This window comes from Pseudomonas sp. ZT5P21 (assembly GCF_054897785.1).
Genome location: NZ_CM142705.1, coordinates 4,903,041 through 4,924,763, shown reverse-complemented (window position 1 = coordinate 4,924,763; position 21,723 = coordinate 4,903,041). Strand labels below are relative to the sequence as shown.

22 protein-coding genes and 4 tRNA genes are annotated in these 21,723 nt (G+C 58.3%); 12 read left to right on the top strand and 14 right to left on the bottom strand.

From position 1 onward, the window contains the following. Positions 1-2 precede the first annotated feature (2 nt). Positions 3-1,103: a glycine oxidase ThiO gene (gene thiO, locus ACYZT9_RS22900; RefSeq protein WP_462007540.1), complete on the top strand. Its 1,101-nt coding sequence runs from the start codon at positions 3-5 to the stop codon at positions 1,101-1,103. 120 nt (positions 1,104-1,223) lie between these two features. Here thiO and ACYZT9_RS22895 read toward each other — a convergent pair whose 3' ends face one another. From ACYZT9_RS22895 to ACYZT9_RS22880, 4 genes are all read right to left on the bottom strand, one after another. Then, on the bottom strand, positions 1,224-2,555 hold the full coding sequence (locus tag ACYZT9_RS22895) for a sigma-54-dependent transcriptional regulator (protein WP_462007539.1): 1,332 nt from the start codon (positions 2,553-2,555) through the stop codon (positions 1,224-1,226). 2 nt (positions 2,556-2,557) lie between these two features. Continuing rightward, positions 2,558-4,147 (bottom strand): sensor histidine kinase, encoded by a 1,590-nt coding sequence (locus tag ACYZT9_RS22890; RefSeq protein ID WP_462007538.1) that lies wholly within the window; start codon positions 4,145-4,147, stop codon positions 2,558-2,560. Next, positions 4,137-4,370 (bottom strand): PP0621 family protein, encoded by a 234-nt coding sequence (locus tag ACYZT9_RS22885; protein ID WP_462007537.1) that lies wholly within the window; start codon positions 4,368-4,370, stop codon positions 4,137-4,139. Before ACYZT9_RS22885 ends, ACYZT9_RS22890 begins: the two co-directional genes overlap by 11 nt. 193 nt (positions 4,371-4,563) lie before the next feature. Beyond that, positions 4,564-5,586 (bottom strand): outer membrane protein assembly factor BamD, encoded by a 1,023-nt coding sequence (locus ACYZT9_RS22880; RefSeq protein WP_462007536.1) that lies wholly within the window; start codon positions 5,584-5,586, stop codon positions 4,564-4,566. A 151-nt stretch (positions 5,587-5,737) separates the two neighbouring features. Between ACYZT9_RS22880 and rluD the strand changes: the two genes are divergently transcribed. The 7 genes from rluD (at position 5,738) to ACYZT9_RS22845 (ending at position 10,932) form a co-directional block, all read left to right on the top strand. Beyond that, complete coding sequence (gene rluD, locus ACYZT9_RS22875; RefSeq protein ID WP_008028788.1) at positions 5,738-6,700, top strand: 23S rRNA pseudouridine(1911/1915/1917) synthase RluD; 963 nt, start codon at positions 5,738-5,740, stop codon at positions 6,698-6,700. After that, a complete protein-coding gene (gene pgeF / locus ACYZT9_RS22870; protein ID WP_462007535.1) occupies positions 6,697-7,422 on the top strand; it encodes a peptidoglycan editing factor PgeF in 726 nt (241 codons plus the stop codon). Before rluD ends, pgeF begins: the two co-directional genes overlap by 4 nt. Before the next feature lie 130 nt (positions 7,423-7,552). Next, positions 7,553-10,117, top strand: coding sequence for an ATP-dependent chaperone ClpB (gene clpB, locus ACYZT9_RS22865; RefSeq protein WP_462007534.1), 2,565 nt, complete (start codon positions 7,553-7,555; stop codon positions 10,115-10,117). A 401-nt stretch (positions 10,118-10,518) separates the two neighbouring features. Further along, a tRNA-Asn gene (locus tag ACYZT9_RS22860) sits at positions 10,519-10,594 on the top strand. Between the two features lie 9 nt (positions 10,595-10,603). Continuing rightward, positions 10,604-10,680: transfer RNA gene (locus ACYZT9_RS22855), tRNA-Pro, on the top strand. A 5-nt stretch (positions 10,681-10,685) separates the two neighbouring features. Next, positions 10,686-10,761: transfer RNA gene (locus tag ACYZT9_RS22850), tRNA-Lys, on the top strand. Positions 10,762-10,855: 94 nt separating this feature from the next. Next, positions 10,856-10,932, top strand: a tRNA-Pro gene (locus ACYZT9_RS22845). A 143-nt stretch (positions 10,933-11,075) separates the two neighbouring features. Here the strand turns inward: ACYZT9_RS22845 and ACYZT9_RS22840 are convergent. The 5 genes from ACYZT9_RS22840 to ACYZT9_RS22820 form a co-directional block, all read right to left on the bottom strand. Beyond that, entirely contained in the window at positions 11,076-11,474 is a 399-nt protein-coding gene (locus tag ACYZT9_RS22840) for an HvfA family oxazolone/thioamide-modified RiPP metallophore (RefSeq protein WP_462007533.1), read from the bottom strand. Between the two features lie 316 nt (positions 11,475-11,790). Then, positions 11,791-13,089, bottom strand: a complete 1,299-nt coding sequence (locus ACYZT9_RS22835; protein ID WP_462007532.1) for an NAD(P)/FAD-dependent oxidoreductase — start codon at positions 13,087-13,089, stop codon at positions 11,791-11,793. 60 nt (positions 13,090-13,149) lie between these two features. Beyond that, positions 13,150-13,323, bottom strand: coding sequence for a DUF3094 domain-containing protein (locus ACYZT9_RS22830; RefSeq protein ID WP_008028730.1), 174 nt, complete (start codon positions 13,321-13,323; stop codon positions 13,150-13,152). 42 nt (positions 13,324-13,365) lie between these two features. Continuing rightward, positions 13,366-13,905 (bottom strand): MOSC domain-containing protein, encoded by a 540-nt coding sequence (locus tag ACYZT9_RS22825; RefSeq protein WP_462007531.1) that lies wholly within the window; start codon positions 13,903-13,905, stop codon positions 13,366-13,368. Beyond that, positions 13,902-14,528 (bottom strand): DUF1780 domain-containing protein, encoded by a 627-nt coding sequence (locus ACYZT9_RS22820; RefSeq protein ID WP_462007530.1) that lies wholly within the window; start codon positions 14,526-14,528, stop codon positions 13,902-13,904. Before ACYZT9_RS22820 ends, ACYZT9_RS22825 begins: the two co-directional genes overlap by 4 nt. Before the next feature lie 197 nt (positions 14,529-14,725). On the opposite strand from ACYZT9_RS22820, the gene ACYZT9_RS22815 reads away from it, so the two are divergent. Next, on the top strand, positions 14,726-15,415 hold the full coding sequence (locus ACYZT9_RS22815; protein ID WP_462007529.1) for an energy-coupling factor ABC transporter permease: 690 nt from the start codon (positions 14,726-14,728) through the stop codon (positions 15,413-15,415). Between the two features lie 63 nt (positions 15,416-15,478). Then, on the top strand, positions 15,479-15,694 hold the full coding sequence (locus ACYZT9_RS22810) for a hypothetical protein (protein ID WP_008033212.1): 216 nt from the start codon (positions 15,479-15,481) through the stop codon (positions 15,692-15,694). A 9-nt stretch (positions 15,695-15,703) separates the two neighbouring features. Here ACYZT9_RS22810 and yacG read toward each other — a convergent pair whose 3' ends face one another. Genes yacG through pilB form a run of 5 tightly spaced genes read right to left on the bottom strand, consistent with a single transcriptional unit; the run spans position 15,704 to position 20,315 of the window. Beyond that, entirely contained in the window at positions 15,704-15,904 is a 201-nt protein-coding gene (gene yacG / locus ACYZT9_RS22805; protein WP_462007528.1) for a DNA gyrase inhibitor YacG, read from the bottom strand. Further along, positions 15,901-16,524: a dephospho-CoA kinase gene (coaE, locus tag ACYZT9_RS22800; protein WP_462007527.1), complete on the bottom strand. Its 624-nt coding sequence runs from the start codon at positions 16,522-16,524 to the stop codon at positions 15,901-15,903. Before coaE ends, yacG begins: the two co-directional genes overlap by 4 nt. Then, entirely contained in the window at positions 16,521-17,393 is an 873-nt protein-coding gene (locus ACYZT9_RS22795) for a prepilin peptidase (RefSeq protein WP_462007526.1), read from the bottom strand. Before ACYZT9_RS22795 ends, coaE begins: the two co-directional genes overlap by 4 nt. A 1-nt stretch (position 17,394) precedes the next feature. Then, positions 17,395-18,612 (bottom strand): type II secretion system F family protein, encoded by a 1,218-nt coding sequence (locus ACYZT9_RS22790; protein WP_462007525.1) that lies wholly within the window; start codon positions 18,610-18,612, stop codon positions 17,395-17,397. A 2-nt stretch (positions 18,613-18,614) separates the two neighbouring features. Further along, positions 18,615-20,315: a type IV-A pilus assembly ATPase PilB gene (gene pilB / locus ACYZT9_RS22785; RefSeq protein ID WP_462007524.1), complete on the bottom strand. Its 1,701-nt coding sequence runs from the start codon at positions 20,313-20,315 to the stop codon at positions 18,615-18,617. A 225-nt stretch (positions 20,316-20,540) separates the two neighbouring features. Here pilB and ACYZT9_RS22780 point away from each other — a divergent pair, with 225 nt between their 5' ends. Then, on the top strand, positions 20,541-20,951 hold the full coding sequence (locus tag ACYZT9_RS22780) for a pilin (protein WP_462007523.1): 411 nt from the start codon (positions 20,541-20,543) through the stop codon (positions 20,949-20,951). 320 nt (positions 20,952-21,271) lie between these two features. Further along, on the top strand, positions 21,272-21,625 hold the full coding sequence (locus ACYZT9_RS22775; protein ID WP_462007522.1) for a BON domain-containing protein: 354 nt from the start codon (positions 21,272-21,274) through the stop codon (positions 21,623-21,625). The last annotated feature ends 98 nt before the right edge of the window (positions 21,626-21,723 follow it).

Sequence of the window (21,723 nt, the reverse complement as noted above, 5' to 3'; positions counted from 1 at the left end):
ACATGACCCTGCAACAGCAAGTGGTGATTGTCGGCGGCGGTGTGATTGGCCTGCTGACGGCATTCAATCTCGCATCAGAAGTACAGAGCGTTGTGCTGTTGGACCGTTCGAATGTCGGTCAGGAATCGTCCTGGGCTGGTGGCGGCATCGTTTCCCCGCTCTACCCATGGCGTTACAGCCCGGCAGTCACCGCGCTGGCCCATTGGTCTCAGGATTTTTATCCACAGCTGGGCGAGCGGCTGTTTGCCGCGACCGGGGTTGATCCCGAGGTGCACACTACCGGCCTGTACTGGCTGGATCTGGATGACGAGGCAGAGGCGCTGGCCTGGGCCAAGCGGGAAAACCGTCCGTTACGGGCTGTGGATATCTCGGCGGCACACGATGCCGTGCCGGTATTGGGCACCGGTTTTTCCCGGGCGATCTACATGTCCGACGTGGCCAATGTGCGCAATCCACGGCTGGTGAAATCCCTCAAGACTGCGCTGTTGGCGCTGCCGAACGTGACGATTCACGAGCAGTGCGAGGTCAGCGGGTTTATTCGTGAAGGCGATAACGTCGTCGGCGTACAGACTTCGACGGGCGCTATCCACGGTGATCAGGTCGTCCTGACCGCCGGCGCCTGGAGTGGTGATTTGCTTAAGAGCCTGGGGTTGGAGCTGCCGGTCGAGCCAGTGAAAGGGCAGATGATCCTGTACAAGTGCGCGGCCGACTTCCTGCCGAGCATGGTCCTGGCCAAGGGGCGTTATGCGATTCCTCGTCGGGATGGACACATTCTGATTGGCAGCACGCTGGAGCATGAAGGCTTCGACAAGACGCCGACCGGCGTGGCGCTGGAGAGTCTGAAAGCTTCTGCGGTGGAATTGGTTCCAGCGCTGGCGAAGGCCGAGGTGGTCGGGCACTGGGCCGGGCTGCGACCGGGTTCGCCGGAGGGGATTCCCTACATTGGCCGGGTTCCAGGCTTTGATGGACTTTGGCTCAACTGTGGGCATTACCGTAACGGGTTGGTGCTGGCGCCAGCGTCGTGTCAGTTGCTTGCGGATGTGATGCTGGGCAGGGCGCCGATCATTGATCCGGCTCCGTATGCGCCGACCGGACGGATTTAATCGCGGCGTCTGCCAGATCGCCTTTGCGGGCAGGCCTCGCTCCTACAGGATCTGAGCAGATTCACAATTTTGTGATCGACATAGTCCCTGTAGGAGCGAGGCTTGCCCGCGAAAAGGCCCTCAATCCAACCCGAATTTCTTCAGCCTGTAACGCATCGACCGAAACGACAAATTCAGCCGCTGAGCCGCCGCCGTGCGGTTCCAGCGGGTTTCTTCCAACGCCTGGAGGATGAGTTTGCGTTCGACGTTGTCCAGATAGTCTTCCAGGTTGTCGATTTGCGTCAGGTCCGCCACCCCATTGTCTGCGGTGCAGTTGCCTTCGGTCAGTCGCAGGTCGCTGGCTTCGATCTGCTTGTTTTCGCACAAAGTGTGAGCCCGTTCGAGCATGTTCTCCAGTTCTCGAACGTTGCCCGGAAAGCGATAGCTTTTCAACAATTCAAGGGCTTGCGGGTGGAGTTTCGCGGCAGGGTGACCAGTGCCGGCTGCCAGACGCTTGAGAACATGGCTGGCCAACGATTCGATGTCGTCACGGCGTTCGCGCAAGGGCGGAACCCGTAGTTCGATGACGTTGAGTCGGTAGTACAAATCCTGGCGAAAGCGTTCGGCGACGACTTCCGCGGCGAGGTCTTTGTGGGTGGCGCAGAGGATGCGCACATCGACCACGGTTTCCTGTTGGCCGCCCACACAGCGAACGGCTTTTTCCTGAATTGCCCGTAACAGTTTGACTTGCATCGCCAGCGGCAAATCAGCCACTTCGTCGAGGAACAGCGTACCGCCATGAGCTGCCTGGAACAGCCCGGGTTTGTCTTCGATGGCGCCGCTGAAACTGCCTTTGCGATGCCCGAAAAATTCACTCTCCATCAATTCCGACGGAATCGCTCCGCAGTTCACCGGGATAAACGGCTGGTTGGCGCGCGACCCTTGCTCATGAATCAGTCGAGCGACCAATTCCTTGCCGCTGCCAGATTCGCCGCTGATATACACCGGCGCCTGACTGCGGGCCAGCTTGTCGATCTGTTTACGCAAATTGCGCATGGGTAACGAGTCACCCAGCAAACGACGATCGACGGTGGCGCCCGGCGCCGGCATGCGCAGTGCGCAGGTGACCAGTTCGCGCAGGCGGGCGAGGTCCACCGGTTTGGTCAGGAAGTCGAAAGCACCAGCCTTAAGCGCGTTGATCGCCGTGTCGAGACTGCCATAAGCGGTGATCATGGCCACCGGCAGGTGGGGATAGCGTTGCTGAATGTGTTGAACCAGCTCAAGGCCGGTGCCGTCCGGCAGGCGCATGTCGGTCAGGCACAGCTCGAACGTTTCGCGCTTCAACAGCGTCTGGGCTTCACCAAGATTGCGGGCGCTGAAGGTGTCGAGTTTCATCCGTCCCAGGGTGATTTCCAGGAGTTCGCGGATATCCGGTTCGTCGTCGACGATCAGGACTTTTTGCCGTGGGCTCATGTTCAACTTTGTTTCCGTCCGTGAGCAAAGGTGATGCGAAAGCAGCCGCCATCGTGGCGTGGCTTGAAGTCTAGGCGGGCCTGGTTGCTTTCGCACAGTTCACGGGACAGATAGAGCCCCAGGCCTGTGCCTTGGGCGCTGGTGGTAAAGAACGGTTCGAACAGATGCACCTGCTGATCCGCCGCCACGCCGGGGCCGTCGTCCAGCACCTCGATGATCGGCAGCTGGGTGTCGGAGTCGATGAACAAATCGAGCCAGACCTGCGCCTGGTCGTGGGTTTGAGCGCTGTGGCGCCAGGCGTTGCGCATCAGATTGTCGAGAATCTGGGTCAACTGGTTCGGGTCCATCAGGGTTTTGAAGTCGCCTGGACCGATACGCAGGTGAATCTGTTGGTGGTCGAGCGCACCTTCGCGATTTTCAGCAACGTAGCGTTCCAGCCACGGCTTCAGATCAAGTCGTTGCGGCACGGTTTGCTGGCGGCGGGACAGTTGCAGGACGTTTTCGATAACCCGATTCATGCGCTGAGAGTGGTCTTGAATAATCTGGGTCAGACGTCGATCCGCGCTATTCAGTTCCTCGGATTCCTGCAATAGCTGAGCGGCGTGACTAATGGCACCCAGCGGATTGCGTATTTCGTGGGCGATGCCAGCGGTCAGGCGGCCAAGAGCGGCGAGTTTCAGTTGTTGCGCCTGCTGGGCGATTTGGGCGATATCTTCGAGAAACACCAGGGTTTGTGGGTGTGGCCTTTGGTCCAGGGCAATGAAACTGGGTTGCAGTTCCAGGCCGCTGTTGGTGACTTTCAGGCTTTGGGGACGCAGCGTCGGATTGTTCAGCCACAGTTGCAAGCGTTCGACGAGAGTCGGTGAGCAGTCGTCGATCCGTTGACCTTCGAGGTTTTCCCGGCCCAGCAGAGCCTGGGCGCTGTGATTGGCCAGTTGCACTCGCCGCTGGTCGTCGAGCACCAGGATGCCGGTGCGCATGCGCTGCAGGATCAACGCATTGAGGGCTTCAAGGCCCACGACTTCACTGGCCCGTTGCTCGGCGAGGGTTTCGCTGACTTCTACACGCTGGATCAGCCCTTGCACCAGCAAGGCTGCGGCAAAACACAGCGCGCCTAGCGTGCCGACTTGCAGGTAATCGTTAGGGCTGGCGGGATGGCTGAAGCTCAGGAGAAAGCTCAGACAGACGATGCCGAGTGCGCCGACGGCGGCAATCAACAGGCCGATACGCCTTCGCAACAAGGCATTGCTAATGGCGACCGAGACGATCAGCAGGTTGCCGATGGCGCTGGCGACACCGCCGGCAGCGTAGAACAGGCCGCAAAGCAGCAGGACATCGATCAGGGCCAGGCTGAACATCTGCGCAGGACGGCGGGTGTTCTCGAGGAAGACCACTAGCAGAATGTTCAGCACCAGGTACAACCAGCTGCAGCTGCGCAGCAGGTCGTCATTGGAAAATGTCAGCAGCTGGTTGTCCAGGTCGCTGGAGATCAACAGCACCAGGGTGATGCCGACACTTAATCGGTAGAGATGATAAAGGCGCAGCAGTCGCTGGGCCTGTTTGCTGCCGGGACTTGACGTCTCAGTGATCACTGGTGTCCGGGCCTTGCTCGAGGTGAGCCTGGCTGCAATACCACTGTTGTTGAAGGCTCAGCGCGCGTTCGCGGGGCAGGTGTACGCCACAATGGGCGCAACGAACCATGGGCGCCGCTTCCAGTTCGGCAGAGGACTTGGGCACGGAAGCCTGGCCCTTGAACTTGCGCCAGAACCATACCGCTGCGGCAATCAGGGCAATCCAGAACAATAAACGAAGCATGATGAGCTGCTTTATGACGAGTGATTCTGCAGTTTAGCCAAGGACATCGTCAGCGCACAGCGTAATCGCAGTCAACTCTCTGTAGGAGCGAGCTTGCTCGCGAAGGACGTCAACGATAACGCGTGCTGTCTGAATGAACGCGTTGTCTGGACGTTTTTCGCGAGCGAGCTCGCTCCTACAGGGGCTCCATCCGTCAGTCGAACACGCCGAAGGTCATGTAGCTGAACCACGAGCGATCGCTGTTGTTGGCTTCGGACTCGTGTTCCTCTTCTTCGATCACGTCGCCATTTTCATCCTTAGGCTTGAGATCGTTCGGAATCGCGTCTTTGGCGTCGCGGAATTGTCTCTGCACGTCCTGGTTGGCGCGGGTTTCGCCCGGCGGCAGCGGTGGACGGGATTCGATCAGGCCCAAGGTGGCCTTGCTCAACCAGGAACGGTTGTCGGCTTCATCCACCGACGGCACGAACTGACCGTCCACCAGGGTTGGGTGGTTCGGGTAGTTGAGCTTCAGGGTTTCCAGGCTGGTATTGGCCAGGTCGTCCAGATGCAGGCGCTGGTAGGCTTCGGTCATCACCGCGAGGCCGTCACCCACCGATGGGGTTTCCTGGAAGTTTTCCACCACGTAACGACCACGGTTCGCGGCAGCGACGTAGGCCTGACGGGTCAGGTAGTAGTCGGCAACGTGAATCTCGTAGGCCGCCAGCAGGTTGCGCAGGTAAATCATGCGCTGCTTGGCGTCCGGCGAGTAGCGGCTGTTCGGGAAGCGGCTGGTCAGCTGGGCGAACTCGTTGTAGGAGTCGCGGGCAGCACCCGGGTCACGCTTGGTCATGTCCAGCGGCAGGAAACGCGACAGCAGGCCGACGTCCTGGTCGAAAGACGTCAGACCCTTGAGGTAGTAGGCGTAATCCACGTTCGGATGCTGTGGGTGCAAACGAATGAAACGCTCGGCGGCAGACTTTGCAGCCTCAGGCTCGGTGTTCTTGTAGTTGGCGTAGATGAGCTCGAGTTGAGCCTGATCGGCGTAGCGACCGAACGGATAACGCGACTCCAGCGCCTTCAGCTTGGCTGTGGCGGCGGTGTAGCTGTTGTTGTCCAGATCTTGCTGAGCCTGCTGGTACAGCTCGACTTCGCTAAGGTTTTCGTCTACGACTTCCTTCGATGAGCAAGCAGCGGTCAATGCGAGGATGGCGATCAGCAGCAGGTGTTTCACTTGCATGGCGGCTTGCGTCCCTATGACGGCCGCTGTCTTGGGCGGGGCCGTCCTGTTATGATGAGCGCCCCGTTGAATAGCCTCGGGGCAAAAGACGCCGTATTTAACCACAAGCGCGCAGCCGAAACCAAAGGCTGTGCCGTCGCCTAGTCCGAGCATGTCCGATAAAATTGAACTTCGCGCAGAGGTGCCGTCCGAATTGGGCGGCCAACGCCTCGATCAAGTCGCCGCACAATTATTCGCTGAGCACTCGCGCTCGCGCCTTTCCGCCTGGATCAAAGACGGTCGCCTGACTGTGGATGGGGCGGTAATCCGCCCGCGAGACATCGTTCACGGTGGTGCCATTCTTGAGCTGACTGCCGAGCAGGAAGCTCAGGGCGAATGGATCGCTCAGGACATCGAGCTGGACATCGTCTATGAAGACGACGACATTCTGGTGATCAACAAGCCTGCGGGCCTGGTGGTGCATCCTGCCGCCGGTCACGCGGATGGCACCTTGCTAAACGCCTTGCTGCACCATGTGCCGGACATTATCAATGTGCCCCGCGCCGGTATCGTGCACCGTCTGGACAAGGACACCACCGGTCTGATGGTGGTGGCCAAGACCATTCAGGCACAGACACAGCTTGTCACGCAGTTGCAGAGCCGCAGCGTCAGCCGCATCTACGAGTGCATCGTGATCGGCGTGGTGACGGCCGGCGGTAAAATCAACGCGCCGATCGGTCGTCATGGCCAGCAACGCCAGCGTATGGCCGTGATGGAAGGTGGCAAGCAAGCCGTCAGCCATTATCGTGTGCTCGAGCGTTTCCGCTCCCACACTCACGTGCGGGTAAAGCTGGAAACCGGTCGTACCCACCAGATTCGCGTGCACATGGCGCACATCAACTACCCGTTGGTCGGAGATCCTGCCTACGGCGGTCGTTTCCGTATTCCGCCGGCTGCCAGCCAAACCATGGTCGATTCCTTGAAGACGTTCCCGCGTCAGGCCTTGCATGCGCGGTTCCTGGAGCTGGATCACCCGACCACCGGTAAACGCATGAGCTGGGAATCGCCACTGCCCGACGATTTCGTCTGGTTGCTGACGTTGCTCAAGCAAGACCGCGAGGCGTTCATCGGATGAGTGACTGGCTGATTCCCGACTGGCCTGCGCCTGCCGGGGTGAAAGCCTGTGTGACCACCCGTGCGGGCGGCGTCAGTCTGGCGCCGTTCGACAGCCTCAACCTCGGCGATCACGTCGACGACAGCCCTGACGCTGTTGCCGAGAACCGCCGTCGCCTCACCGATCATTTCTCTATTCAACCGGCCTGGTTAAAGCAGGTTCACGGCATTGTCGTGGCTCATGCAGATCCAGGCCAGATCGCCACTGCCGATGCCAGCTGGACGGAAACACCCGGGATTGCTTGCGCGGCGATGACCGCCGATTGCCTGCCCGCATTGTTTTGCGACCGTGCCGGCACTCGCGTCGCAGCCGCCCATGCCGGTTGGCGCGGGCTGGCGGCGGGTGTGCTCGAGGCGACGCTTGACGCGCTGGCCGTGCCACCGCAAGACGTGCTGGTCTGGCTCGGCCCGGCCATTGGCCCGAAAGCCTTTGAAGTCGGCCCGGAAGTGCGCGAAACCTTCATCGAGCAACTGCCTGAAGCCGCGAAGGCCTTCACACCGAGTCAAAACACCGGCAAGTTCATGGCTGACATCTACGAGCTGGCGCGCTTGCGTCTGGCTGTTCGCGGCGTTACCGCTGTGTATGGTGGCGGTTTCTGCACCGTGACCGACCCGCGCTTCTTTTCTTATCGCCGCAGCCCACGCACCGGTCGGTTTGCCTCCTTGGTCTGGCTCGAACGCTAGACTCAGCTGATCTGTATCAACGTCACGACGCTTGAAACTCCCAGAATCGACCACATCTATAGCGGTATCTGGCAGGTTTCTTCATTCAGGATGTTTTTTAGGTCCGGCCTGCTCAAAAGGAAGGTGACCCATGCGTATAGATCGTTTAACCAGCAAATTGCAGTTAGCTCTATCCGACGCCCAATCGCTGGCCGTCGGCCTTGACCATCCCGGCATTGAGCCGGCGCACTTGATGCAAGCCATGCTTGAGCAGCAGGGTGGTTCGATCAAGCCCCTGTTGATGCAGGTCGGTTTTGACGTCAACAGCCTGCGTAAAGAGCTGACCAAAGAGCTCGACCAACTACCAAAAATCCAGAACCCGACCGGCGACGTCAACATGTCGCAGGATCTGGCGCGCCTGCTCAACCAGGCTGATCGTCTTGCTCAGCAGAAGGGCGACCAGTTCATTTCCAGTGAGTTGGTGTTGCTCGCCGCCATGGACGAGAACAGCAAACTCGGCAAATTGTTGCTCGGCCAAGGCGTGAGCAAGAAAGCCCTGGAAAACGCGATCAACAACCTGCGCGGTGGTGAGGCCGTCAACGACGCCAACCACGAAGAGTCGCGTCAGGCGCTGGATAAATACACTGTCGACCTGACCAAGCGCGCCGAAGACGGCAAGCTCGATCCGGTGATCGGCCGTGACGACGAAATCCGCCGGACCATTCAGGTGTTGCAACGCCGCACCAAGAACAACCCAGTGCTGATCGGTGAACCTGGCGTGGGTAAAACCGCCATTGCCGAAGGCCTCGCCCAGCGGATCATCAACGGCGAAGTGCCAGATGGCCTGAAAGGCAAACGCCTGTTGTCCCTGGACATGGGCGCGCTGATTGCCGGTGCCAAGTACCGTGGCGAGTTCGAAGAGCGCCTGAAATCCCTGCTCAACGAGCTGTCGAAGCAGGAAGGGCAGATCATTCTGTTCATCGACGAACTGCACACCATGGTCGGTGCCGGTAAAGGCGAAGGTTCGATGGACGCGGGCAACATGCTCAAACCGGCATTGGCCCGTGGTGAATTGCACTGCGTCGGCGCGACCACGCTCAACGAGTACCGCCAATATATAGAGAAGGACGCTGCGCTCGAGCGGCGTTTCCAGAAAGTACTGGTGGACGAGCCAAGCGAAGAAGACACCATCGCGATCCTGCGTGGCCTGAAAGAACGCTATGAAGTTCACCACAAAGTGGCGATCACCGACGGCGCGATCATCGCCGCGGCCAAACTCAGTCATCGCTACATTACCGATCGCCAGTTGCCGGACAAGGCCATCGACCTGATCGACGAAGCCGCCAGCCGCATCCGCATGGAAATCGATTCCAAGCCGGAAGTGCTGGACCGTCTGGAGCGTCGTCTGATTCAGCTGAAAGTGGAATCCCAGGCGCTGAAGAAAGAAAGCGACGAAGCGGCGATCAAGCGTCTGGAAAAACTCCAGGAAGAAATCGTTCGTCTCGAGCGCGAGTATTCGGACCTCGAAGAAATCTGGAACTCGGAAAAAGCCGAAGTTCAGGGTTCTGCGCAGATCCAGCAGAAAATCGAACAATCCCGTCAGGAACTGGAAGCCGCGCGCCGTAAAGGCGACCTGAACCGCATGGCCGAGCTGCAATACGGGGTGATCCCGGACCTGGAGCGCAGCCTGCAAATGGTCGACCAGCACGGCAAAAGCGAAAACCAGTTACTGCGCAGCAAAGTGACTGAAGAAGAAATCGCTGAAGTCGTGTCGAAGTGGACCGGCATTCCCGTGTCGAAAATGCTTGAAGGCGAGCGCGACAAACTGATGAAGATGGAAAGCCTGTTGCACCAACGTGTGATCGGCCAGGACGAAGCGGTGATCGCCGTTTCCAACGCGGTGCGGCGTTCCCGGGCCGGGTTGTCCGACCCGAATCGCCCGAGCGGTTCGTTCATGTTCCTCGGCCCGACCGGTGTTGGTAAAACCGAGCTGTGCAAGGCGCTGGCCGAGTTCCTCTTTGATACTGAGGAGGCGATGGTGCGGATCGACATGTCCGAGTTCATGGAGAAACATTCCGTGGCTCGACTGATCGGTGCGCCGCCAGGCTACGTGGGTTATGAAGAGGGCGGTTACCTGACCGAGGCGGTGCGTCGCAAGCCTTACTCGGTGATCCTGCTGGATGAGGTCGAGAAGGCCCACCCGGACGTCTTCAACATCCTGCTGCAAGTGCTGGAAGATGGTCGCCTGACGGACAGCCATGGTCGCACGGTGGATTTCAAGAACACCGTAATCGTCATGACGTCCAACCTGGGCTCGGTGCAGATCCAGGAACTGGTCGGTGATCGAGAGGCTCAGCGCGCGGCGGTGATGGATGCGATTTCCACACACTTCCGGCCGGAGTTCATCAACCGGGTCGACGAAGTGGTGATCTTCGAGCCATTGGCTCGGGATCAGATCGCGGGCATTACCGAGATCCAGCTGGGCCGTCTGCGCAGTCGCCTGACCGAACGGGAACTGAAGCTGGAACTCAGCCCTGAGGCCATGGACAAGCTGATCGCGGTCGGTTACGACCCGGTGTACGGCGCACGGCCGCTCAAACGAGCGATCCAGCGCTGGATCGAAAATCCGCTGGCGCAGCTGATTCTGTCGGGTCGTTTCATGCCTGGCGATATCGCCAAGGGTGTCGTCGAAAACGACGAAATCGTCTTCGTCTGATCCGCTGTTGTAGGAGCGAGCTTGCTCGCGATGGTCGTTAACGATAACGCGTAGTTTCTGGAAAAACGCGGTGTCATTGAGCGCTTCGCGAGCGAGCTCGCTCCTACACAATCCATAGCTGAACAGCAGGCCTCGCATTCCGGGGCCTTTTTTTCGTCAGGTTGTTGAACTGAAAGGAAAAGGCTTGTAAAGTGCGCCCCGCAGTAAGTCACCCGGAAGGGTTTCTGCTCCCCAAGCAGGAATCTGAAATAAGTTGCAAATCATTAACTTGAATGCAATTTAAGGGGTTGACAGAGGTGCTTAAAATTGTAGAATAGCGCGCCTCAGACACACGAACGCAGTGATGCGAACGGGTCGAAGAGGTGAAGCAAGCTTCACTGCTGTAAATTGAAATATGCAGTTCCGTGATAGCTCAGTCGGTAGAGCAAATGACTGTTAATCATTGGGTCCCAGGTTCGAGTCCTGGTCACGGAGCCAATTTCAAACCGGGGTATAGCGCAGTCCGGTAGCGCGCCTGCTTTGGGAGCAGGATGTCAGGAGTTCGAATCCCCTTACCCCGACCATTTTTGGGTCGTTAGCTCAGTTGGTAGAGCAGTTGGCTTTTAACCAATTGGTCGTAGGTTCGAATCCCACACGACCCACCATTTTTGAAACCAGTTAAGGCTGGGATCAGATCTTAAGATCAGAGGCCAAAAGCACTGATCGAAGAAGGCGACTTGTGAAGGTCGCCTTTTTTACCGGGGTATAGCGCAGTCCGGTAGCGCGCCTGCTTTGGGAGCAGGATGTCAGGAGTTCGAATCCCCTTACCCCGACCATATTGAAAATCCTCGTATCGAAAGATACGGGGATTTTTTTTGCTTTCTGGTTTGCTCGAGGCGCTGGCGACAGCACCCTTAAATATCTTGGAAAAAAAAGCCGCGCATCTCTGTGAGAGAAGCGCGGCCTGCCTGGCGGATACTTAGGCGCCGTCTTGGTCCTTCAGGTGTTCAAACAGGCCTTTTGGCATTTTCTTGCCGTTGGCTTCGAAGTTGGCTTTCACGTTATCGAAAGCCTCTTGCTCGTCGATGAAACCATCGTGGTTGGTGTCGATCTTGTCGAAATTGGACTTCGGCGCGACTTTCTGGAATTCAGCGCGGGACACCTTGCCGTCACCATCGGTGTCGGTTTTTGCCATCGTCGCATCGCCGCACTTGCCTTCGCCACATTTGCCTTCAGGGGATTTCACCACCTGTTCGGCGGAGGCCAGCAGGTATCCTTGGGTCAGAGGTTGCGATGCGAAAACGGAGCCGCTCAACATCATGCCGCCAGCGAGAACAGCGCCGAGCAAACCGATAGTGTTTTTAGTGGTACGGGACATTTCAAATCTCCTGGGTTGCACGACACAACCGTTCGATAAAGGACGCCACGTAAGTGCGGCGATAACCGTAGCGGGCGGGGTGCCTTGCTCGGATGTGGCCATTTAACGGGCGGGGTGTATCGCTACTGTGTCGCGCAAGGGGGGAGTTTGTAAGCGAAGGGCGAAATCACGGGGGGGAGATACAGTGGGACACAGATCTGCGAATCAGTGGAGATCAAATGTGGGAGCGGGCTTGCTCGCGAAGAGGCCATCACATCCAGCATCAATGTTGAATGTGATGGCCTCTTCGCGAGCAAGCCAGCTCCCATAGACTGCGTTAATGCAGCTTCAGACGCGGCTCAGTCCCGCGCCCGATCTTGCTGCCCAGCATCAACATCGCCGTGCGGAACGCGCCGTACAGCGCCATCTGGTGCATGCGGTACAGCGACACATAAAACATCCGCGCCAGCCAACCCTCGAGCATCACGCTGCCGGTCAGGTTGCCCATCAAGTTACCCACAGCCGAAAAACGTGACAGCGAAATCAGCGAGCCGTAGTCGGTGTACTTGTACACAGGCAACGGCTTGCCTTCGATCCGAAGCTTCAGCGATTTGGCCAGCAGCGACGCCTGCTGATGCGCAGCCTGCGCGCGCGGCGGCACATTGCGATCAGTGCCCGGTTGCGGGCAAGCCGCGCAGTCACCGAAGGCGAAGATGTTTTCGTCGCGGGTGGTTTGCAGGGTTGGCAGCACTTGCAACTGGTTGATCCGATTGGTTTCCAGGCCGTCGATGTCCTTGAGGAAGCCCGGCGCACGAATCCCGGCAGCCCAGACCTTGAGGCTGGCATTGATCACGTTTCCGTCGGCGGTGATCAGGCTATCGGCGGTCACTTCGCTGACGGCCGCATTGGTCATGACGTTGACCCCAAGTTTTTCCAGGGTTTTATGCACCGGGCCGCCGATGCGTTCCGGCAATGCTGGCAGCACCCGTGGACCGGCTTCGATCAGGGTAATGTGCATGTTCTCTGGTTTGATCCGGTCCAGACCATAAGCCGCCAGTTCGTGAGCGGCATTGTGCAGTTCGGCGGCCAGTTCGACGCCCGTGGCACCAGCGCCGACGATTGCCACGCTGATCTGTTGCACCCCATCCGTTTGCCCGGCGTGAGCGCGCAAATAATGGTTGAGCAGTTGCTGGTGGAAACGCTCGGCCTGTTTGCGGGTGTCGAGAAACAGGCAATGCTGCGCCGCGCCCTGGGTGCCGAAATCGTTGGTGGTGCTGCCGACGGCGATCACCAGCGAGTCGTAAGGCACTTCACGCGCCGGCACCAATTCCAGGCCGGCCTCATCGTAAGTGGCCGCCAGCTGGATTTTCTTTTGCGCGCGATCAAGCCCGCTCATGCGCCCGAGCTGGAACTCGAAGTGGTTCCATTTCGCCTGGGCAACATAGTTGAGTTCGTCTTCGGAAGAGTTCAAAGATCCGGCCGCCACTTCATGCAGCAGCGGTTTCCAAATGTGGGTCAGGTTCGCGTCGACCAGCATCACACGGGCCGTGCCGCGCTTGCCCAGAGTCTTACCCAGACGGGTAGCCAACTCCAGACCGCCGGCGCCGCCGCCAACGATGACAATACGATGAGTCATGGGGATATCTCGCAAGGCTAAAAGAAATCGGTGCAGTCAACCGAGCGAGCGCGATGCAGCTCATAGCGTCAGGTAACTGATAAATCGGCTCAACAGGCCCAGACCAATGGTCACTGCCAGCACCACCACCAGGAGCATCCACGGCCGGAAAGGCCGGCGCTCGACACGGTGCTGGGACAGGTGCAGGTACTCTTCGACATGCTTCTGGTCGTCGGGGTTCAGACGGCTGGTCATATCGGGCCTCGTCAGGGGTAGACGTTGCTGAATGTCTGGACGCTACACACGGGTTTGATCCCGTATGAACGGAGCATAGCCGCTGGCCGGAATCGGCTCGACGCTGACTGTATCGTCCAGGCGAATGATGCCACTTTGTAACACTCGGGCGGTGATTCCGCCATGTCCGCGCACGGCCTGAAAGGTCCCCGGGCCGAGGGTGTGTTGCAGGCGCGCGCAAGGCTGGCACCAACCCGTGGTTTCGAAAATGGCCTGGCCGATCCTGAAGCGTCGGCCCTTGAGGCTGAACAGGTTGATACCGCTGATAACAAGGTTGCGTCGCAAATCATTTGGCAAAATCGGCTGGTCTTCTGCGCGCCCCATCAGCGAACTGATCACCGCCAGATGCTCCCATTGAATCAACGTCACTTGTCGCGCATTGCGCACGCCTGGGCGGGCTCGGTCACCGGTCAATCCGGCCTCAAGCCGTGCTTCCACCGCTTCCAGCTCGATCATTGGCACATGAGGCTGCGGCCGCACACCGATCCAGCGGACGCGACCGTGTTGCGGCACTTCGGCAATCAATTCCTGCAACGGGCTCACAGGCTGATCCCGACATCGAACACGATGCTGCGCCCCAGGTTGCTGCGCAGAAAGTCCGGTGCATCCGGATGGGCGAACAGCACACGGGCGAATGTCGGACCGACCAGCGACAACGAACGCCAGCCCTGTCGCAAGTATTCGGTGGGCGGCGGGAAATGACTGTTGAGGTCCAGCACTTCGCGCTTGAGGCTGGCGAAGGCGATGATGTCCAGCTCACCCAGATCCATTCCGCGTTCTTTGTAGTTGTGGGCTTTCTTGCGCAAGGTCGGCGCCAGTCGCAGCAGGAATTCATTGGCCGGAATGCGTTTGGGTTTTGCCTCACGACGCACCAGCGAGCTCAGAGAAAACGCACTGCGTCGCCGTTGCAATTCATCGCGCCACTCATCATTGAGACGCCGGCCCTCGTCGAGCACGAAAAACACTTCGAAATTCGCGTCGCGAAACAACACGTCCGGCGGCTCCCCAGCGGGGGCGAATTCGTCGACGCGGTAGGGAATATTCAGGCCTTGCAGCAGGCGCTGGCACACCCAACGCTCACGCTCCCATTTGCGGGCATTGGATAGAAACGCGTTGGCTTGCTCGGCCGCAATGGTCAGCAGGCGTAAATAATCTGAGTCATCCATAGGCCCAAGCTTAGCGTCCAAATGCGACAAGCAGAAAGTACTGAGCAGTAAACAAGGTATCTGGGCACCCCGAACGGGCGGTGTAGACTGATGACCATCAGGTGCAGGCGCACAAATCAGGAGTGGATCGTGAAATATTCGCCCGCGTTGTTGAGTCTTCTGCCGCTCTGCGCTCAGGCGCTGGAGAAGGCGCGTCCGTGATCGGCGCAGAGTTGCTGTCACCGCAGACGTTGATAGTCGGCGGGTTGATTTATGTGCCAGTGATTCTATGGGCGATGTGCCGTGTGCCCTGGGTCGAGTTGTTTACCGACAGCCGTCGCCAGCATTTGCTGTTCGGCACAGTGTTCGCGTTATTCATGCTCTGGCTGGTGCGACGGGATTTCGATACAGGCGTGTCCTATCACTTCCTCGGCATGACAGCGGTCACCCTGCTGCTGGACTGGCCGTTGGCGATCGTCGGCGGATTGGTTGCACAAGCAGGCCTGGTATTACTCGGACGCCAGGACCTCGCTGCTGTCGGAGTGAACGGCGCGCTGTTGATTCTGCTACCCGTGCTGGTCACCGAATGCTGCGCAATCCTGGTGGAGCGAGCCCAACCGCGTAATCCCTTCGTATATATCTTCGTTTCCGGTTTCTTTGCAGCGGCGCTGTCGGCCTTACTCTGCCTGCTGCTGGCGCTGTGGTTGCTGTGGTTCAACGAGTTGTTCGTCATGCCTTATTGGCTGGAGGATTTTGTCGGTTATCTGTGGCTGATCATTTTTCCGGAAGCGTTCATCAACGGCATGGTGGTCAGCGCGCTGGTGGTGTTCTGCCCGGAATGGCTGGAGACCTTCAACCGCACACGCTACCTTTCGGCGCCCTGGAAAGACGACGATCCGAAAGCTTGATCCACATCAAATCGTCAAAACGTCGACGAATTCATGCTCCGCAAAACCTTCAGGAGCATCGAAATGAGTGTCTACGAATGGGCAAGGCAGGAGTTGCGCCACAGTCTGGATGCAGCGCAGGAAGTAGGGTTTGATCCGGGATTGAGCCTGCGCGCCTTGCTCAGTGCAGTGGTCCAGCAGAGCAAGGCGGTACGCAGTGTCGAGGATCTGGCGGATGAGTTGCAGTTTCTCGCCGAGAACCTCGATGACGGTCAGGATTACGGCTTCATGCGGCCCTGAACCGCGGATTCAGTGACGCGGCTCGAAATCTTCGCTGAACAGATCGTCCTCGGCATCCGGGCTCACCGGTATTTTGTGTTCTTCCGACGCCCAGGCGCCCAGGTCGATCAGTTTGCAGCGATCCGAGCAGAACGGCCGGAATGTGCTTTCGGGGCTCCATTCGACAGGGGCGCCGCAGGTTGGGCAATCGACGGTTGGGGTTTGGCTCATGACTGGCCTCCACGCAATGTTAGGTAAAAGTGATGCAGGCGTTCGACCTCGCTGTGCAGCCAGGCGAGGTCGCGGTCGTTGACCACCACATCGTCGGCATGGCTCACGCGATCCTGGCGGCTGGATTGCGCCTTGAGGATCGCCTGGACCTGTTGTTCGCTGGTCTGGTCACGCTGCAGGGTGCGTTCGATCTGTAGCTGTTCGGGCGCATCGATCACCAGCACTCGCTGCGTCAATGCGTCTTGCCCTGACTCGATCAGCAACGGCGAAACCAGAATCGCGTAAGGCGATTGTGCCCTGCCCAAGTGATCGGCGATTTCCCTGGCGATCAGCGGATGCAAAAGCGCCTCGAGCCAGAGGCGTTGCTCAGGCACTTCGAAGATCAGTTTGCGCAACGCCGCACGATCCAGTTGACCGTCGGCTTGCAACACGCCGGGGCCGAAATATTCGGCGATTCGGGTCAGTGCCGGGCGACCGGGTTCCACGACCCAGCGCGCGGCATGATCGGCATCCACCACGTGCACGCCCAGGTCGATGAAGTGCTGAGCGGCCGCGCTTTTTCCGCTGCCGATGCCGCCGGTCAGGCCGAGAATCCAGGGTTTTTCCACAGGGGTATTCATTTCAAACCGACAAACTGCCAATAGAAGTCAGTTATTTGACCACCCCAGAGCAAGGCAATCCAGCCGGCAATCGCCAAGTAGGGGCCGAAGGGGATGGGTGTCGAGGTTTTCGCATTGCGCAGGCGCAGCAAAATCACGCCGATAACCGCGCCCATCAGGGATGACAACAGAATAGTCAGCGGCAACATCTGCCAGCCGCCCCAGGCACCCAGCATGGCCAACAGCTTGAAATCGCCATGGCCGATGCCGTCCTTGCCGGTGATCAGCTTGAACAGCCAGAACACCGACCATAGCGCCATGTAGCCAGCAATTGCGCCCCACAGTGCCTCAGTCAACGGCACTAACAACTCGAAGCTGTTGACGATCAGCCCCAGCCACAACAGCGGCAGCACCAGTACATCCGGCAACAGTTGATGCTCGGCGTCGATCAGGCTCATGGCCAACAAGCCCCAGCTCAGGACCAGCACCATCACGGCTTGCCAACCGAAACCGAAATGCCAGGCGATGAACGCTGACAGCAGGCCGCAGGTCAGTTCGGTCAATGGATAGCGTTTGCTGATGGGCGTTGTGCAGCTTGAGCATCGTCCCCGTAAAAATACATAACTGAGCAGTGGGATGTTTTCCCAGGCACGGATTCTGTGCCCGCAATTCGGGCACTGCGAGTGGGGTAGCATCAGGTTATAGGTGGGGAGAGACGTTTCGCCGGGCAGATCCAGAACATCATGGGCCTGCAATCGCCATTCACGCGCGAGCATTTTCGGCAGGCGCCAGATCACCACATTGAGGAAGCTGCCGACCAGTAAGCCGACCACCAGTGCAATGACGACGAACGCCAGCGGGTACACGGTCAGGATTTCGTTCAAGGGCATGTCAGATCGCTGAGCCGAGTTGGAAAATGGGCAGGTACATCGCAACCACCAGGCCGCCGACAATAACACCCAACACCACCATGATGAACGGCTCCATCAGGCTGGTGAGGTTATCGACCATGTCATCGACCTCTGCCTCATAGAAACTGGCGACCTTGTCGAGCATATCATCCAGTGCGCCGGACTCTTCGCCGATGGCGGTCATCTGAATCGCCATGTTCGGAAAAATGCCGGAGGTGCGCATGGAGAAGTTCAACTGCATCCCCGTCGACACCTCCTGCTTGATGCGCAGCACCGCTTGCTTGAACACGATGTTGCCGGTCGCGCCCGCCACTGAACCCAGCGCCTCGACCAGCGGGACGCCAGCCGCGAAGGTGGTCGACAGTGTACGGGCGTAACGGGCCACGGCGGACTTGTACATCAAAGTGCCGACCAAGGGCAGTTTCAGTAGCCAGGTGTCTGTCCAGTCCCGAAAATCCTGGGATTTTTTGAAGGCGTGGCGCACACCGAAGATCGCAGCGATCAGCACGCCCAGCATCACCCACCACCAATCCTGCATGAACTGTGACAGGCCGACGACCATTACCGTGAACGCTGGTAGTTGGGCACCAAAACCTTTAAACACCGACTCGAACTGCGGCACCACCTTGATCAGCAGAATCCCGGTGACGATGATCGCGACGAACACCACGGCGAGCGGATAAGTCATGGCTTTCTTGATTTTGGCCTTGAGGCTTTCGCTCTTTTCCTTATAGGTCGCGACACGCTCCAACAGGGTATCCAGCGCACCAGCCTGCTCGCCAGCATCCACCAGGTTGCAGTAGAGGTCATCAAAGTACTGCGGTTTTTTGCGCAGGGCGGCGGCGAAGCTGTTACCCGCCGCGACTTCCTGTTTCACCTCGTCCACCAGTTTGCGCATGGCCGGGTTATCGAAGCCTTCACCAATGATGTCGAACGACTGCAACAGCGGTACACCGGCTTTCATCATGGTCGCCATCTGCCGAGTGAACAGGGCAATGTCATGAGCCTTGATGCGTTTGCCAAGGCTGAAAATCGAGGCGGATTTCTTGCGCACCTTGCCGGGGTTGATGCCTTGCTTGCGCAGTTGCGCCTTGATCAACGCCGGGTTCTGACCGCTGAGTTCGCCGGTCATTTTCGTACCTTTTTTATCGGTGCCTTCCCAGGCGTACACGCTGATTTTTGCTGCTTTGACCGCCATGTTCAGTCCTTGGTAACCCGGTTGATTTCTTCAAGGCTGGTGATGCCTTGCATGGCCTTGATCAGCCCGGAAGTACGCAGGTCATTGAAGCCGTCCTTGCGCATCTGGATATCGATTTCCAACGAATTGCCTTCGGCCATGATCAGCCGTTGCAGGTCTGCTGTGTTCTTCACCACTTCATAAATCCCCACGCGCCCCTTGTAACCACCGTTGCACTGATCGCAACCGACCGGCTCATAGATCGTGAACGAGCCAATGCGTTCCTCGGGGAAGCCTTCCTTGATCAGCGCCTCGCGGGGAATATCGATGGGTTTCTTGCAATGGCTGCACAGTTTGCGCGCCAGGCGCTGGGCGATGATCAGGCTGACTGAAGTGGCGATGTTGAACCCCTGGATGCCCATGTTGTGCAAGCGTGTCAGGGTTTCCGCCGCGCTGTTGGTGTGCAGGGTCGACAGCACCAGGTGCCCGGTCTGGGCGGCCTTGATGGCTATTTCGGCGGTTTCGAGGTCGCGGATCTCACCAACCATGATCACGTCCGGATCCTGGCGCAGGAACGAGCGCAGCGCCTGGGCAAAACCCAGTCCCTGCTTGGGGTTGACGTTGACCTGATTGATGCCTTCCATGTTGATCTCCACCGGGTCTTCGGCGGTGGAGATATTGATGTCCACCGTGTTGAGAATATTCAGACCGGTGTAAAGCGACACAGTCTTGCCCGAACCGGTGGGGCCGGTCACCAGAATCATCCCTTGCGGCTGCTTCAGCGCGGCCATGTATAGCGCTTTCTGGTCCGGCTCGTAGCCGAGGGCGTCGATGCCCATTTGCGCACTGGACGGGTCGAGGATGCGGATCACCACTTTCTCGCCCCACAGGGTCGGCAGCGTGTTGACCCGGAAGTCGATGGACTTGCTCTTGGACAGGCGCATCTTGATCCGCCCGTCCTGCGGTTTGCGCCGCTCGGAGATGTCGAGGCTGGCCATCACTTTCAGGCGAGCGGCGATGCGGCTGGCCAGTTGAACCGGTGGCTTGGCGACTTCACGCAGCATACCGTCGGTGCGCATTCGCACGCGGTATGTATTCTCATAGGGTTCGAAATGCAGGTCGGATGAGCCGCTCTTGATCGCGTCGAGCAACATCTTGTGGACAAAGCGCACCACCGGCGCGTCGTCGGCATCCTGCCCGGCGATGGCGTCCTGGTGGTTGTCATCGATCGACTCGATGTCGACGCCATCGAGGTCGACATCGGCCATGTCTTCCAGGCCGGTATTGTGGCTGTCGAAGAATCTCTCGATGGCGTCGCTGAGCTTGTCGTCCTCCACCAAAATGGCTTCTGTGTTCAGTCCGGTACTGAACTGGATATCGCTGGTGACCTGCTGATTGGTCGGGTCGGAAACCCCGACGAACAACTTGTTGCCGCGCCGCCAGAGGGGCAGGGCGTGGTGCTGGCGAACCAGTTTTTCACTGACCAGTCCTTTGGGTTGAGACTCTTTGTCCAGGCGGTGGAGGTCCAGCAGCGCCATGCCGAAATGCTCCGAGGCAATCTCGGCAATCTGGCGGCTCTTTACCAGTCTGTTCTGCACCAGATAACTGACCAGGGAGAGTTTCTGGCGTTGGGCTTGCTGATACGCCTGTTGCGCGCTTTTGTCAGTGAGCAGTTCGGCCTGGACCAATTGCTTGGCCAGACCGCTAAGGGCGATGTCATTCATTGGGGTACCGGACGCAGACAGTTCATGACTTATAGCCTAGTCAACGGGTAGAACCAAACCAGCGGTGCTCTGGTGACAAAAAGTGTCAGATAGTGCGGATCCTTGGGGAAGAAAAGGACTGTGCGTTGCCTTTATCCCCTGATAACGCGGGGGCGAGGGCTTGGCACGGGCTGTGCTGCAGCTAGTTCAGATCATGAGATTTCGACTCATACATGGAGCTTGTCTATGAATACTCAAAAAGGTTTTACCCTTATCGAACTGCTGATCGTGGTGGCGATCATCGGGATTCTGGCGACGTTTGCATTGCCGCAGTATTCGAAATACCAAGCGCGGGCGAAGGTAACCGCCGGTCTTGCTGAAATATCGTCGCTGAAGGTGCCCTTCGAGGACATTATCAATCAAGGCACCAACCCCACCCTCCCCCTGATCGGCGGTAAGGTGACCACAGGTAATTGCACGATCACGGCATCGGGCACCGCTTCTACCGGAGTTGGCAGTATTGGTTGCACGATCCTCAATGCACCAGGTCAAGTGCTCGCAAAGACCATCACGCTTTCGCGCACGCTCGCCGGTGGCTGGACTTGCGCCACGACGGTTCTGCAAGAGTACGCGCCTAAAGGTTGCACTGGCGTCTGATTCATTTCGAGGTCTGCCCAATGCCCCGCCTTCACGACGCGGGGCATTTTTTTTTATTCGTTATTTGAGGCACGAGGTAAATAATCAAAAATATCCCGACAATTCATGGCCTTAGGCCTGTCGCAAAACCCGCAACTTGCATGTATCCAATTTCCCAGGTCATGCATTTTGCATGATTCCGAAAATCAAGACATCTCATAAGTTATTGTTTTATAACAAGTTATTGTTTGCTCCGAAGTTGGCACAGCGTTCGCAATATCTCCTGTAACCCTGCTGACAAGACACGCAGCAGATTTTATGAAAAAACAGGAGTTACTCGTATGAAGAAGTTCGCTTTCGCTGCCGCTACTGCTACCGCGCTGACCCTGACCATGGCCAACGCTGCATTCGCTCAAACTCAGGCGACCCAGGCTCCAATGGTGCTGGCCGCTGGTGAAGTCACCGAAGCTAAAGCAGATGTTTCCGATACCTGGATCACCACCAAAGTCAAAGCAGACCTGGTGACGGAGAAAGGCATTCCTGGCACCGACATCAAAGTTGAAACCAACAAGGGTGTTGTTTCCCTGTCGTCCTCCACTGCCGTGACTGAATCGCAGAAAGACGTTGCAGTGGCTATCGCCAAGAAAATCAAAGGCGTTAAAGACGTTTCCGCTGCCGGCCTGAAAGCCGAGTAAGGCAAGACTTCTCGCCTGAACCGGGAGAAGACGCGGTAGACGAGCCGAGTCATACGTCTGCCGCCACTTGAGAGTTCATGCGACGGCCACAAGGATGT